Annotated in this window: 12 protein-coding genes and 1 pseudogene; 2 read left to right on the top strand and 11 right to left on the bottom strand. The window is 56.1% G+C overall.

All coding sequences use genetic code 11. The features are described 5' to 3' along the window. Positions 1–47: 47 nt before the first annotated feature. A complete protein-coding gene (locus C7433_RS21585) occupies positions 48–1,388 on the top strand; it encodes an MFS transporter (RefSeq protein WP_033739396.1) in 1,341 nt (446 codons plus the stop codon). Positions 1,389–1,903: 515 nt separating this feature from the next. Here the strand turns inward: C7433_RS21585 and C7433_RS21580 are convergent. From C7433_RS21580 to C7433_RS21565, 4 genes are read right to left on the bottom strand one after another with little or no spacing between them, the layout of a single operon-like run. Then, entirely contained in the window at positions 1,904–3,256 is a 1,353-nt protein-coding gene (locus tag C7433_RS21580) for an MFS transporter (protein WP_110268876.1), read from the bottom strand. A gap of 38 nt (positions 3,257–3,294) precedes the next feature. Further along, complete coding sequence (locus C7433_RS21575; protein WP_058702312.1) at positions 3,295–4,227, bottom strand: SMP-30/gluconolactonase/LRE family protein; 933 nt, start codon at positions 4,225–4,227, stop codon at positions 3,295–3,297. After that, positions 4,224–5,162, bottom strand: a complete 939-nt coding sequence (locus tag C7433_RS21570) for a hydroxyacid dehydrogenase (protein ID WP_110268875.1) — start codon at positions 5,160–5,162, stop codon at positions 4,224–4,226. Before C7433_RS21570 ends, C7433_RS21575 begins: the two co-directional genes overlap by 4 nt. Then, positions 5,162–5,854 carry an RraA family protein gene (locus C7433_RS21565; protein WP_110268874.1) on the bottom strand — a complete coding sequence of 231 codons (693 nt, stop codon included), beginning with the start codon at positions 5,852–5,854 and terminating at the stop codon, positions 5,162–5,164. Before C7433_RS21565 ends, C7433_RS21570 begins: the two co-directional genes overlap by 1 nt. A 175-nt stretch (positions 5,855–6,029) precedes the next feature. Between C7433_RS21565 and C7433_RS21560 the strand changes: the two genes are divergently transcribed. Continuing rightward, positions 6,030–6,743 carry an IclR family transcriptional regulator gene (locus C7433_RS21560; RefSeq protein ID WP_033739386.1) on the top strand — a complete coding sequence of 238 codons (714 nt, stop codon included), beginning with the start codon at positions 6,030–6,032 and terminating at the stop codon, positions 6,741–6,743. Positions 6,744–6,967: 224 nt separating this feature from the next. On the opposite strand, the gene C7433_RS21555 is transcribed toward C7433_RS21560, so the two are convergent. The 7 genes and pseudogenes from C7433_RS21555 to C7433_RS21530 all read right to left on the bottom strand — a co-directional run. Next, positions 6,968–7,726, bottom strand: a complete 759-nt coding sequence (locus tag C7433_RS21555; protein WP_110268873.1) for an ABC transporter ATP-binding protein — start codon at positions 7,724–7,726, stop codon at positions 6,968–6,970. Beyond that, entirely contained in the window at positions 7,723–8,715 is a 993-nt protein-coding gene (locus C7433_RS21550) for an iron chelate uptake ABC transporter family permease subunit (protein WP_110268872.1), read from the bottom strand. The genes C7433_RS21555 and C7433_RS21550 overlap by 4 nt, the downstream gene beginning before the upstream one ends. Beyond that, positions 8,705–9,664 carry an ABC transporter permease gene (locus C7433_RS21545; protein WP_110268871.1) on the bottom strand — a complete coding sequence of 320 codons (960 nt, stop codon included), beginning with the start codon at positions 9,662–9,664 and terminating at the stop codon, positions 8,705–8,707. Before C7433_RS21545 ends, C7433_RS21550 begins: the two co-directional genes overlap by 11 nt. Next, on the bottom strand, positions 9,661–10,602 hold the full coding sequence (locus C7433_RS21540; RefSeq protein WP_110268870.1) for a siderophore ABC transporter substrate-binding protein: 942 nt from the start codon (positions 10,600–10,602) through the stop codon (positions 9,661–9,663). Before C7433_RS21540 ends, C7433_RS21545 begins: the two co-directional genes overlap by 4 nt. Before the next feature lie 118 nt (positions 10,603–10,720). Continuing rightward, complete coding sequence (locus C7433_RS24165) at positions 10,721–10,999, bottom strand: TonB-dependent receptor (protein WP_233255814.1); 279 nt, start codon at positions 10,997–10,999, stop codon at positions 10,721–10,723. 24 nt (positions 11,000–11,023) lie between these two features. After that, positions 11,024–12,868 (bottom strand): TonB-dependent receptor domain-containing protein, encoded by a 1,845-nt coding sequence (locus C7433_RS21535; RefSeq protein ID WP_233255813.1) that lies wholly within the window; start codon positions 12,866–12,868, stop codon positions 11,024–11,026. A 913-nt stretch (positions 12,869–13,781) separates the two neighbouring features. Next, a pseudogene (locus C7433_RS21530) lies at positions 13,782–13,860 on the bottom strand (integrase); the annotation flags it as partial.

Raw genomic sequence — 13,860 nt, 5'->3', positions numbered from 1 at the left:
TGAAGTTTACCCAGATGTAAAACCATGAACCTTCTGTGAGGAACACCATGTCTGAAAAGAGACCCAATGTGGCCATAACCTCCGATATAGAGCAGCAGACGGTAAAGCGTGTTATATGGCGCATTCTGCCGTTTCTGATTGTCTGTTATCTGATCGCTATCATTGACCGGGGCAATATCGGAATGGCGGCCCTGCAGATGAATGAAGATCTCGGGCTGACCAAAGCGGTGTTCGGTCTGGCGAGCAGCCTGTTTTTTGTGGGATATTTTCTGTTTGAAGTGCCCAGCAATCTGGCGATGCAAAAGATCGGGGCGAAGATCTGGATATCGCGCATTATGGTGACGTGGGGCATCGTGTCGGTCTGCACGGCCTTTGTCTCCAGTGCCGGGATGCTTTATTTCCTGCGCTTTTTACTGGGCGCGGCGGAGGCGGGCTTTTTCCCTGGCGTGATCCTCTACCTGACCTACTGGATCCCCGGTAAATACCGCGCCCGCGTCATTGCGACCTTTATGGTGGCTATCCCGGCAGCAAACTTTATCGGCTCACCGATCTCCGGGGCCATCCTGTCACTGGATGGCTGGTTTGGCTTACGTGGCTGGCACTGGCTGTTTATTTTAGAAGGCTTCCCGGCCATCCTTTTAGGAATAGCCGCCTTTTTCCTGTTAAGCAACCGCCCGGAAAACGCGACCTGGCTGACGGAAGCACAGCGCAACTGGCTCAGCACAACGTTGGCGGACGAGAATGCGAAACGTAAGGTGATCGGTCATATCTCGCTGTGGCAGTTACTGCGACACAAGCACATCTGGGTGATGGCCTTAATTTATGCCGGTGCCTCGGCGGCAGGTTCCACGCTCAGCGTCTGGTCGCCACAATTACTCAAGTCGTTCGGACTCGACAACTTTACGACCGGTCTGGTGAACGCCATTCCTTACGGCCTGGCGTCCGTGTTGATGATCGTCTGGGGCCGCAGTTCCGACCGTACGGGCGAACGTCGCTGGCACACGGCGCTGACGCTGTTCCTTATTGCGGGTGGGCTACTGTCGGCTTTCCTGACGCAGTCGCTGGCGGGCAGCGTGGTCATTCTGTCGCTGGTGCTGATTGGCGCGTACTCCATGAAAGGGCCGTTCTGGGCACTGGCTTCCGGCTGGCTGTCGTCCAGCACCGCAGCGGCGGGCCTGGCGGCTATCGGTGCCATGGCGAACCTGATTGGCGGCGGCCTGATGGTTAACGTGTACGGGATCATCAACGAGCAGACGGGCAGTCATGCGCTGGCCATGGTTCCGCTGGCCGTGCTCTGCGGGGCGGGCGGTATCGCAGTGCTGATCATGGGCCGCAAAAGCGCGACCAGAATCGAAGCGGATCACAGCCTGTCGACCGTCAGCAAATAAGTCGCATCGCTGAAATCACTGAAGCGCCTCCGGGCGCTTTTTTTTATACCGGAGAAAAGTGAAGGTGAGGCGAACCGCAGGAATGCCGGGAAGGAGCGGTGCCGGGTTCGGTTCTGCCATCCTTATCGGGCAGGCCGAGCGCTCTGATGCGGCAAGAACGCCTGTATACCATTTCAGCCTGCTCTGCTCCATGTGCTCGCCTGCCATCGTGATGGGATACTTCCCGGAAACCGGTATCGGTTATCGGAAACACCGGGCCGCGATCAGCAGACGAACGCGAACGTTGTTGCGGTGGGAAAGACAACGGCGTGGAAAAACAGTCTGCATGCGCAGGAACGGCGGCAGGAAGGAGGATAACGGAGAAATGAAGCCGTGGGGGATAAAACCACGCCGCCTCTGATATTGGCGTGGCTTTGTGTCCATTCAGATCGTGCGTCGGGATTAGTTAACTGAGGCCATAATCCGAGGCGACATCACGCCACCCTGAATGTCGGCGGCGTGGTCGTTTTGTCCGGTCAGGTGTGACGGTAAGGATCCTTGACGGACGCTACGCAGAAAGCTCCCAGCAGCAGCACCGCCGAAACCGCCAGTAGCGCCCACATAAAGCCACCGCTGGTCTGGCGCACATAGCCAATAAGCGAAGGACCCACGAAGCCGCCCAGATTACCAATCGAGACAATCATCGCCAGTCCACCCGCCGCCGCGCTCCCTGTCAAAAAACCGGAAGGCAGCGCCCAGAATGATGCCTGAAATGCCAGGATGCCGCTCACAGTGAAACACAGCGCAAGCATTTTGAGGACGGGTTCATCAATGAGGGCGCTGCAGCCTAACGCCACGGCGGCGATCACCAGCGCCGCGCTGATCCAGCGAATACGGTGGCGGGAAGCATTCGCGCGCTGTGCCCAAAACAGCATGCTGAAGGCGCCACAGATATAGGGCAACGCGGTCAGAAAACCCGTCGCGGTGTGGCTGACGCCAAGCTGTTTGATAATCTGCGGCATCCACAAACCTACGCCAATTGAGCCGACAATGCCGCAAAAGTTAATAAAAGCCAGAAGGTAGAGCAGGGGATTACGCATTGCATCCCGCAGGCTGGAACCGTGTGCCTGTTCGATCTTTTTCTGTTCATTCGCCAGCCGCCTGCTCAGCAACGCTTTTTCCGCCTCGCTTAGCCAGCCCGCTTTGGTCGGACGGTCATGTAAAAAGAACAGGCACATGACACCAAGTATTACCGCCGGAAAGCCTTCCAGCAGCAACAGCCACTGCCAGTTGCGGATAGTGTCGTGTCCGGTAATTTGCATCAACATGCCGGATAACGGCGCACCGATAATATTCGCCACGGGAATGCCGACCAGAAAGGCGGCCGTGATTTTGGCGCGCCAGCTGCCGGGGAACCAGTAGGTAAAAAACAGGTAAATGCCCGGGGTGAAGCCCGCTTCCGCCACGCCCAGGCAGAAACGGGCAAAGGCAAAGCTGACGGGACCGGTGACGAAGGCGGTGGCCATGGAGATCAGCCCCCACGAAATCATAATACGGGCGATCCAGATGCGGGCACCTACTTTTTGCATGATCAGATTACTGGGCACTTCGAAAAGGAAATACCCGATAAAGAACATGCCCGCGCCAAAGCCAAACTGCTCTGCTGTAATCCCTAAATCCGCGTTCATGCCCAGCGCGGCAAAGCTGACATTCGTGCGATCCAGATAACTGACCACGTAGCAGATAAAAATAAAAGGCAGGATCCGGCGAAAGGCTTTACCTGCCGCGACTTCACTTTGTTCAAAATCCGTTTGAGTCATGCCGTCATGGGACACGGGCACGTCATCCTGCTCCGTCATTGAGCGGGAAGGCGTTGAGTGCAGATTCATGGTTGTCTCCGCTGCGTTGCGTCAACGCAGAGTTATTCTCAGAGAAAAGCAGTGGAAAGAAAGGGCAGCGGGTGGCCTGGCGTTTGCATTGAGCAGGTAAGAATGCTGCCGCTGACAGATTCGGTGATAAATAACTGCCGGCGCTGATCGCCGCCAAAACAGAGGTTGGTGGTGGATCGTCCGACCGGGCTGGTCAGAATCTCAATCGGCTCTGCCAGATCGTTTAACAGCCAGACGCGGCCCAGCCCCGGGTTAGCAATCAGCAGTTCGCCCTGCGCGTTGACGGCGATACCATCAGGACCGCTTGGCCCGTGCGAGGTAAAGAACTGGCCGACTTTGCTGACCGATCCGTCACGCTGAAGCGGTACGCGCCAGATCGCATTGCCGCGTGTCATGGCGACATACAGCACCTTCTCGTCGGGTGACAGCACCAGGCCGTTTGGGCTCGGGCAGTTATCCAGCAGAACGGACAGTTGCCCGTCCTGGCTGAGCCGGTAAACGCGTCCGGACGGATCGTGCAGCCCCGTTTGCCCCTGATCGGTGAAATAAAGATTGCCCCGGCTGTCAGGGGTAAGATCGTTCACGCCGCGAAAACTTTCGCTGTTACGGCGCGAGAGCCACGGCGCGATCGTGTTCTCCTTGAGGCACAGCTTCATCAGGCCGTGACGGTAATCCGTGATCAGAAGCGTATCGGGATCGGTCAGTTTCATGCCGTTGGGTTCGCCGTCGTACTGCACCACGAGCTCCCAGTTGCCCGCCATATCGACACGGAATATGCGGCCATACGGAATATCGGTCAGGTACAGGCAACCCGAGGGATGCCAGACCGGCCCTTCCAGAAACGAATCGGTCAGCTGGCCGCCGCGATTAGCGGCCGCCCAGGCATTGTGGCTGTCAGGTTGGCGGAAACGATCGGGCAGCCGGGTAAATACCGTGGTCTGCCTGATCTCCGGTGTAGTCAGGCACATCATACCGTCGCTTCCTTCTGCGCTAAGATCTTCAGCAGATTGGTCACGGAAGCCGTCCCCATTTTCACGTAAGAGTTATCGCTCACGCCGCCGATGTGCGGGGTAATAATGACGTTTTCTACCGTCTGCCAGAGGTTGGGCGCGGTCAGCGGCTCCACAGTAAAGCTGTCCAGCGCCGCCCAACTGAGCCTGCCGCTCCTGAGCGCACGCACCAGAGCATCGTCATCAATCAGTCCACCGCGTGCGGTATTCACCAGCACGGCACCGGGTTTGAACTGTGCCAGCGCCTGGTCATTAATCATCTGGCTGTTTTGCGCGGTCAGCGGACAGTGCAGCGACACAATATCCGCGCGCGCATACAGCGTGGCTAAGTCGTCCACCTGCTCACAGCCCGCGGGCAGCGTTTTCGCCCAGGGATCGTAAGCAATAACCTGCATACCAAACACGCGGCCAATATCGGCCACCCGGCCGCCAATCGCGCCGAGGCCCACGAGCCCGAGCGTCCGGCCTTCCAGTTCAAGGGACTTGTGGCTGGATTTGTCCCAGTGTCCTTCACGCATCCGGCGATTCAGCGGAATCAGGGATTTGGTGCAGGCCAGAATCATTGCCCAGGTATGTTCAGCCACCGCCGCCGCGTTGGCACCCGGCGCAGACTGAACGCTGATGTTTCGTTCGGCCGCCGCGGCTTGATCAATAACGTCAATGCCGCTGCCATGTTTAGAGATCACGCGCAGCGCAGGCGCGGCGTCCATGATGCGGGCGTTAATTTTTCCATAGCGCACCACGATTCCGACGGGATTATACTGCTGGCACAGCGCGACCAGATCGTCTTCGGTTGGCCTGGTGCCCGCAAACACCACTTCATAATCGTTCAGCATCGCAAGCGCGGCGGGGGCGATGTCAGCGCCGGTAATAATGACAGTATTCTGTTTGCGCATCAGAGTTCCTCCCCTTCCGCTAACATGCCTGCTGCACGCAGGGCACCGTTCAGCCAGGTCGGTCTTTTGTCTCCGGCTTTGATTGCCGCAATACGGCGGGTTTCCATATCCAGCTTTTTCGCCGCGAGTTCCAGCACCAATTCGACCTCGTCACGTGGGACGACCACCACACCATCGATATCACCGACCACCAGATCGCCCGCGTTGATCGTCGCACCGGCCGCAGAAACCGGGTAATTCACACGACCGGGAATCAGCTTGGTCGGGCCACATGGATTCAGGCCAGCGGCGAAAATCGGATAGGTGTGGTTGCTCAGTGCATCCGCATCCCTGACCGCGCCATCGATGATAATGCCGGCAATGCCGGACGCTTCTGCCTGGGTCGCCATGATTTCGCCTAGCAGCGCACAACTGATATCGCCTTTACCGTCTACTACGATGACATCGCCGGGTTTGGCCACCGCCAGCGCAGCATGGATCGCCAGGTTATCACCTGAACGCACTTCCACCGTCACCGCCGGTCCGGCCACTTTCATATGCGCACCCAGTGGCTTAACGCGGCCATGGAGCGTGCCTCGTCTGCCCGCGACATCCGCAAGAATCGCGGCCTGAAATTCAGCGGCACGTCTGACATAATCATGACTGACTCGCGTAACGTCGCGGTTGATCATCGGTTTTTCGTTCGCGGACATGGGTCACCTCACAGGTTTGATGTTTTACTGAGTAAAACTGTGTTGTACATAATGAAATTACTATATCGGTGACACTGACGCTCGCGCCAGTGTTGCGAGCTTGTTTGTGATGTAAATAAGATGTGACTCACAGTTTCAGGTACACTCAGTGCCAGCAAAAATCAGGAGAAGCGAAATGGGAAACGAAGGGGTTAATGCGGTAGAGAAGGCGCTGGCATTGCTGGATTGTTTTAAGCCAGGCGAAGAAAGCCTGTCCCTGACGGCGCTGTCGCAGCTCTCGGGCTACCACAAAACCACCGTTTATCGCCTGATGAATTCGCTGGAACGCATGAGTTATGTAGTCAGACGGGATAACGGGATTTATACCCTGGGACCAAGACTGCTGTATCTGGGCAAGCTCTACGAACAGTCGTTTCATCTGGCCAGCGTGGTCCAGCCCGAGCTACAGGCGCTGGCTTCGGCCACCCATGAAAGCGCCAGCTGGTATGTGATTGATAACGGTCAGCGTCTTTGCGTCTTCCGTGCGGAATCGTCGGATGGCCTGCGCCATACGCGACTGCCGGGCTCGCTTTATCCTCTGGATAACTCGGCGATTAGCCAGGTGCTGCGTTACTGGGGAATGGGCGAACCCCTGTTTGCTGAGACACCGGACTTACCGCTCTATACGTCGGGCGCGCGCGATCCGCACACTGCCGCCTTTGCCATCCCGGTGTTTGGCGAAGGGGATAAATTAACGGCCGCCCTGGCGCTGACCGGTCCGTCATCACGCTTAACCCTGGACCGCAAAGCGGCAGGGCTGGGTGACCTGATGCGGGAAAGTGCCGCCAGATTGTCGGCTCAGTTAGGGGCCAGAAAGCCGTTTTGCGATGGGGTTTACTGGGGTAAATAGCGGGCAGTGCCGCGCGGTTGGGTCAAGAACCGTTCGGCGGCTGAGCAGGGCAGGCATGTGCTGCCGTCCTCCGCCCCGGTAAGCAGGCAGAACTCCGGCATGTATTCTACTGCTGAGCCGGGCGCATCCGCGTTTCTCCGTTTGCCTGCAATCGGCCAGTGATAAAGCGGACCGCGCGGCGACGTCCACGGCTCCGCTTCCGCACCACGAAAGCGTGAGTCAGGTTAGCGGTAATAGATCGCTATCCGCTGTTCCGCCACCGTTTCAATCGCCACCGGAATCTCAAACAGCCGCGTCAGCACGTCCGGCTGCATGATGTCGGCTGGCGTACCGCGCATAAAAACGGCGCCGTTTTTCATGGCAATGATGTAGTCGGAATAGGCGGAGGCGAAATTGATATCATGAATGACCAGAATGATGGATTTGTGCAGTTCATCCGCCGCTCGTCGCAATTGCTGCATTATGGTCACGCTGTGTTTCATATCCAGATTATTTAGCGGTTCATCTAACAGAACGTACTGCGTATCCTGGCACAGCACCATCGCCATAAAGGCCCGCTGCCGCTGCCCGCCGGACAACTCATCCAGATAACGCTGTGCCAGCGGCAACAAATCCAGAAAATACAGCGCCTGCTCAATATGGTGTCTGTCCGCTTCCGTTATCCGTCCTTTTGACCAGGGATAGCGGCCAAAACTGACCAGATCGTACACCGTCAGCCGATGGGTAAAATGATTCTCCTGCCGTAGCACCGACAGCACTTTCGCCAGCTGTTCAGTGTGCGCCTCGTTCACCACCAGCGAATCGATTCTGATTTCACCGCTGTCCGGCGTCAGCAGTCGGCTCATCACCGACAGCAGAGAGGATTTTCCGGCACCGTTAGGACCAATGATGGCAGTGATGCCCGACGCGGGCAGGGTTTCATTGATATTATTGAGAACAGAAAGCGTGCCGTAGCGCTTATTCACATTCACCACTTCAATCACGTTGCCACCTTTTTAAGCACCAGATAAAGAAAGAGTCCACCGCCAACACATTCAATGATGACGGACAGCGTGCCTGCCCTGTCCAGCAGTCGCTCCAGAATGAGCTGTCCGCCGGTCAGCGTAATCATGCCGATGAGTATCACAGCAGGCAGCATCTCGCGATGACGCCATGAGCCCATGGCGGGCCAGGCCAGATTCACGATCAACAAGCCCAGAAACGTCATTGGCCCCACCAGCGCGGTTGAGATCGCTACCAGCAGGGAGATGAGCAGCAACAGACCGGTCACGTAGCGCTGAACGGGCACGCCGAGTGCGGTAGCGGTATCGCTGCCCAGCGCCAGCACGTCAAGGCGATGGCGCATGCGCCAGATGATTACCGTCACAACAGCAATGACGCTGCCTGACAACAGCAGGACGTCGCTGTCGGCGCGGGTAAAGGTGGCAAACATCCGGCTCTGTAAAACGGCAAATTCTCCCGGTGATAGCAGGCGTTGCATCAGTCCGGACAGACTGCGGAACAGCGTGCCGAGCACCAGGCCTGCCAGTAAGACGCGCTGGAGTTCCAGCCCGCTGCGGTTAAATAACCAGCGGTAAAGCAGCGTGGCAAACAGCATCAGAAGCGCCGTTTCACCCAGAAACTGCACCACAGGGCCGGTCTGGCTCAACGGCGACAGGTGAATAAAAAAGACCATCAGCGTCTGAAGTAAAATAAACAGCGACTCCAGCCCCATGATCGACGGCGTAAGAATGCGGTTTTGCGTGATGGTCTGGAAAAGCAGCGTGCTGATACCCGAGGCAAACGCAACCAGCACCATAGTCAGTAAAATCTGCCCGCGGTGTTTCAGGAGATAGCCGATATTGCCCTGCAGGTTAAGGGTCAGAAACAGCGTGCAGAGCGCAATCGCGATGACGGTCAGCAAACACAGCCGTCCGGCAGGGGAGCGCATCCTGTTCAGCACGCGAGACGGCAGCGAACACTCAACGGCCATGGCGTTTCCCCTTCATAATCAGCAGCAGAAACACCGCCGCGCCCAGTACGCCGAGCAACGTACTGACCGGGATCTCGAACGGCTGCACGATAAGCCGCCCCAGGATATCGCAGCTTACTACCAGCATAGCCCCCGTCAGCGCGACCCAGTGCACGGTGCGTCGCAGGTTATCGCCAGACAGCAGGCTGACAATATTCGGCACGATTAACCCCAGGAACGGCAGGACCCCGACGACCACGATAACCACGCCGCTGATGAGCGCAATCATCGCCATGCCCGTGAGCTGAACACGACGGTAGTTCAGTCCGACGTTTACGGAAAAGTCATGCCCTAAACCGGCGACCGTGAAGCGGTCGGCAAGCAGGCCAGCGAGCAGGGCGATCATCCCTACTAGCCACAGCAGTTCATAGCGCCCCTGCATCACGCTGGAAAAATCCCCCGATTCCCAACTGCCCAGCGCCTGCAGCAGGTCAAACTGCATCGCCAGAAAGGTGGTGACCGAACTGAAAACGGCCCCCAACATGATGCCGGTCAGCGGCACAATAAGGGCGCTTTTCTGACGAACAGGGGCGATTAACAGCATAAACAGCAGGGTACCGGCCAGGGCGAACAGGGCGGCAATGCCCATTTTGACTATGACGGGCGCGGCGGGATAAAACAGCATGACCAGCAGTAAGCCCAGACCGGCGGACTGTGTCGTGCCCACGACAGAGGGCTCGACAAAACGGTTTTGCGTCAGCATTTGCATGATTTGCCCTGCAACGCTCATGGCGCTGCCAGCCAGCACCAGCGCGACCGTGCGCGGCACGCGACTCACCCACATAATCTCCCGCATGTCGGCATCGCGCCACACGCCCATCAGTGACAGCTGCGTGACGCCCGTCATCACACTGAGCATCATCAGCGCCCCCAGCAGGATCAGGCTAAAGCTAAAGGCCACGGACTTCATTCTGGGCGGACGCCGGCTGTGCTGAGTGCCTGCCTGATCTGCTCCATCATCAGGCTGTAACTCTGGATCCCGCCAGCGAGGTACAACGAGGCCGAATCCAGCCAGATTATCTGCTGTTTTTTCCATGCCGTGGTGCGGCGCACCAGCGGATTATCCAGTACCTGCCGGGCAGAAACGCCCGCCTTGCTGCCGATGGCGCTGTCGCGATCCAGAACGAACAGCCAGTCCGGATTGGCCTGCATGATGAGTTCGGGCGAAATGGCGTTTCCGTGTTTACTGGCGGTCGGCAGGGCGATGGCCGGTCTGAACTGCAGGACATCAAAAATAAAACCAAAGCGGGAATGCGGTGTGTAAGCACTGAGTTTACCGCCGTTGACCATCAGCATCATGGCCGTGCCTGCCTGAGCCGCCTGGCGGCGAAGGTCAGCAACCTGCGCATCAAATCTGGCCAGAACGGTGCTCGCCTGCGCCTGTTTACCCATGATTTCGCCCAGTTGCGTGGTTCGCTGACGCAGGCTGTTTAAAACATCATTGGGATCGATATCCAGCGATACGGTCGGCGCAATGTCGCTGAGTTTGTTATAGGCCGCCAGGGCTCTGCCGCCGGCCAGAATCAGATCCGGCCTGGCGTGGCTCAGGGCCTCATAGTCAGGCTCAAATAACGTGCCCGCATTGAGGTACTCATCACTGTTGTAGCGCGCCAGATGGGCCGGATAGCTTATCGCGGTCCGGGGCACGCCCAGCGGATGAATTCCTAACGCATCGGCACTGTCCAGCGTTACCGGGTTTAAGATCACCACACGTTGGGGATGCAGAGGAATGGCTGTTGTGCCCTGAAAATGCGACAGCTGGACGCTGGGGGCGTCGCTGGCCGACGCCAACGGCGCGCTCAGTAAGCAGGCGAGAGCCAGTAAACCTGCCAGACGGGAAAAACGCATACCTTCTCCTTGTACGTTGTCATTGTCCGTAAAAGTGTGCCCGGTTGTCGGGCTGACCATCCGCTTTCCGCCCTGGGTACGTGGTATGTTCAGCAGGGCGAGCGGACCCTCAGTGTTATCAGAACGAAGCCGTCACGGAGGCGTACAGCGTTCGTCCGGGAACGTAATAATTATTGCCGCTGGTGGTACCGGCTGAGGGTTGCGCGGACACCGGATTTTTATCGAAAAGGTTATCGACGCCCATGTTGAATTTCAGATGCCTGGTCGCCCGGTACTGCCCGGACAGGCCATAAATCATATAGGCCTGGCGGATACGTGCAGTTGCGGTATTGCCGCGTGCGGCCTGATCCGCGCGGTTATTCAACCCCAGCATTTTTCCGTAGTATTTGGCGGTCATCGACAGACTGATCGCCTCATTGACCTACCAGTCCAGCGAGGACCAGGTGGCGAGTTTTGGTGTGGTCACCAACATGACGCCCAGTGTGTCTTCCGCTTTGATCATGCGCGTGAAAGTGTTATTCAGGGTCAGGCTTTTCAGCCAGGGGCCTTTCTCTTCCGTAATCAGAGGCACCGTCAGGCTGCCTTCCACGCCCTGCGTGCGGGCGGTATCCAGATTGACGCGCTTCAGCCAGTAGCTACCGGACGCATCGCCCGGAATATAGCCCACCGGTGCGGAAGCAATTTTGTCCTGAAAGCGGCTGTCAAAGAAGGTTAAGCCCACGCCCCATCCCGCATAATCGTACAGGGCGCCCACTTCCCAGTTCTGCGACAATTCAGGCTTCAGCGCGTCATTCCCCAGGGTATAACAGCTCCCGCCCTGGTAATCGGCATAGCCATTACAGCCGGCACCGCGGGAGGTTTCGATAAAGCCTTTGCTGGCCTGACGTACACTGGGCGCCTTAAAGCCTTCGGAATAGCCGCCTTTCAACGTCAGAGCGTCCGTGGCTTGCCAGACAAGATAGGCGCGTGGCGTGGTCCGGTTGCCGTAATCGGTATTATCCCGGCGCAGGCCCAGCGTCAGGGCGAGATCGTCCCGCAGGTCAATCTGGTTTTCGATGAAGATGCCGGTGCTTTTCGCTTCGCCAGTATGTTTACCAAAGGTATCGGCCGCGTCGGCTGTCACGCCCAGCGAGCGCGGGTTATGCAGCTCTTCTTTTTTCCATTGCGCGCCCACGGTCAGGTTTTGGGGCAAACCGAGTTCGAAGGGCAGGTTGAAATCGCCTTCAATAATGGATTCTTTATTCCACAACGTGCTGTCCTCGCTGCCCGTCACCGCGCCGTTGGCGATAACCGGTACGTCCGACACCCAGTTTTTAAATTTATTTTGATAAGCGCTTAGCTTCGCCGTGCCAAATGCAAAAATGCCGCGGTAATCCAGCGCATAGTTTTCACGCTCAAGCTTACTGGCCCCGCGCAGATTAATTTCACTGCCGTTACTGGCGACGCCGGGAAGACCTTCTTCGGTTCCCTGCTGCGTAGAGATCGTCAGCCGATGCTGGCGGGTAATATCCCAGCCCAGTTCGGCACCGTAATTTTCATTCTTGCGTCCCTCCTGACCGCTTCCCCAGCGCAGTGCGCCGGTGTCGCTTTTATCCGCCTGGCGCTTATTCCACGAACCATTCAGACGCAGGTCAAACCCTTTCCCCAGTGGGCCGCCAACGCTACCTGTCCAGGTCTGGGTACTTCCCCGCTTATCGTCCTGCGGCTGGCGCGTGCCTGCGGTTAAGGTACCGTGCCAGACATCACTGTTTTTCTTCGTGATGATATTCACCACGCCGCCCATCGCATCCGAGCCATAGAGCGCGGACATCGGTCCCCGCACCACTTCGATACGTTCAATGGCATCAACGGGGATCCAGTTGATATCGTCGAAATAGTTTTGCTGCGTGCTTTTGATGCCGTTGCTGGAGCTCATGCGTTTGCCATCAACCAGCAACAGCGTATACGCCGCTGGCATACCGCGCAGTTGAATACCTGAGCCCACATCTGTTCCGATGGCTTTGGATACGCCCGCGACACGTTCCAGCACATCCGCAAGATCGGTAGCCGATTTACCAACGTCCTTTGCTAACTGTTCGGCGGTAATCACCGAGATTGATGCCGGGGCATCTTTCAGACGCTGTTCGACAGCTGAAGCCGTCACCACCATCACCTCTTCATCGGGATCAATGATCTCCGGCTCAGCAAACGCAGGTGAAGCTATGCCAAAAACGGGAATGAACAGACTGGTTTTGATACGACGGGCGAGAGGGGTTAACGACGTCATAACGGTTAATCCTTTAACGGTTGTTTGTCCTGAAGATATTTACGGGCTGATAAACAGCATAAGGTGATATATAAATGGGAATCAAATCAATAATCATTATCAGTTGGCGGTGAAATAAATGCGCAGGGTAATTGCGTGGGAATTTTAATGGTTCAGGATCGGCGGGAATGATCTGGAAGCGGGAAAGGGTAGTTGCTTTTTATGTGAGACAGGCCTTTGATATATAAAGATTTAAGACGAAGAATTTCTTCTTTTGCTGATTGGATTTCTGAATAATTCCCTGCCTGTAAGTTTCTTTTTAATATTATCTTTTTTTACGTTTTGGATGATATTTACGAAAGGTAAAAGATGTTCTTGTTAATTTATATAATTGTTAAGAGGTTGCGAAAAATGACTTGGATCAATAATAAGTTTGATTATGTGAAATATTTGATTCTGTTTTGTGAAATAAGCTGGCTTAGCATAATAGTGTTATAAAAATGGGAAATGGTTTTCCCGTAATGCATTGAGGTCTACCATGACGCATGGACCATTAAGTCAGTCAATATCGGATACCTGCAATAAATGACCATGCTTCTCTGGAACCGGTAAGTTTTGAATGCGGGTTTCAAAGGCACAGGAGGGGACAAAAAAGCCCGCAGGCGCTGGCGGAATCTGAATAAATCTCGCAAGCTAATGTATTTAGGTGTTTTTATCTAATTCAACTTTGTTCGGTGTACCTAAACGTGTACCAATTATTGGATCTCATACCCCGAAACGGGTTTGCTAGGATGACTAACAGCCAGCCTAAAATCCAAAAACAGATGATTTTAGGAAAAAGTGTTCACATTGTTCACTTTTAATTTTTGTTCAATAAATTAATCCGCTTAGGTGGTGAATGGTTTTAAGTGATATGTATGTAAGCACACCCGTTTTAGTTCCACGCACTTTTTGAGAGTTCCGGGGTTTCAGTCATCAGCCGGTACTCTTCCGGTGTCAGGTTATTCAGGGAT

Source organism: Pantoea sp. PNA 03-3 (assembly GCF_003201175.1).
Lineage (GTDB): Bacteria > Pseudomonadota > Gammaproteobacteria > Enterobacterales > Enterobacteriaceae > Pantoea > Pantoea stewartii.
The sequence above is the reverse complement of the archived record's forward strand: the minus strand, read 5'-3'. Positions and strand labels throughout refer to the sequence as shown.

What these genes read in the sequence shown, in the direction of transcription:
- C7433_RS21585 (WP_033739396.1), top strand. Translation starts at nt 48, where the DNA reads ATGTCTGAAAAGAGACCCAATGTGGCCATAACCTCCGATATAGAGCAG.
- C7433_RS21580 (WP_110268876.1), bottom strand. Translation starts at nt 3,256, where the DNA reads ATGAATCTGCACTCAACGCCTTCCCGCTCAATGACGGAGCAGGATGAC.
- C7433_RS21560 (WP_033739386.1), top strand. Translation starts at nt 6,030, where the DNA reads ATGGGAAACGAAGGGGTTAATGCGGTAGAGAAGGCGCTGGCATTGCTG.
- C7433_RS21540 (WP_110268870.1), bottom strand. Translation starts at nt 10,602, where the DNA reads ATGCGTTTTTCCCGTCTGGCAGGTTTACTGGCTCTCGCCTGCTTACTG.
- C7433_RS21575 (WP_058702312.1), bottom strand. Translation starts at nt 4,227, where the DNA reads ATGATGTGCCTGACTACACCGGAGATCAGGCAGACCACGGTATTTACC.
- C7433_RS21565 (WP_110268874.1), bottom strand. Translation starts at nt 5,854, where the DNA reads ATGTCCGCGAACGAAAAACCGATGATCAACCGCGACGTTACGCGAGTC.
- C7433_RS24165 (WP_233255814.1), bottom strand. Translation starts at nt 10,999, where the DNA reads ATGACCGCCAAATACTACGGAAAAATGCTGGGGTTGAATAACCGCGCG.
- C7433_RS21570 (WP_110268875.1), bottom strand. Translation starts at nt 5,162, where the DNA reads ATGCGCAAACAGAATACTGTCATTATTACCGGCGCTGACATCGCCCCC.
- C7433_RS21535 (WP_233255813.1), bottom strand. Translation starts at nt 12,868, where the DNA reads ATGACGTCGTTAACCCCTCTCGCCCGTCGTATCAAAACCAGTCTGTTC.
- C7433_RS21545 (WP_110268871.1), bottom strand. Translation starts at nt 9,664, where the DNA reads ATGAAGTCCGTGGCCTTTAGCTTTAGCCTGATCCTGCTGGGGGCGCTG.
- C7433_RS21550 (WP_110268872.1), bottom strand. Translation starts at nt 8,715, where the DNA reads ATGGCCGTTGAGTGTTCGCTGCCGTCTCGCGTGCTGAACAGGATGCGC.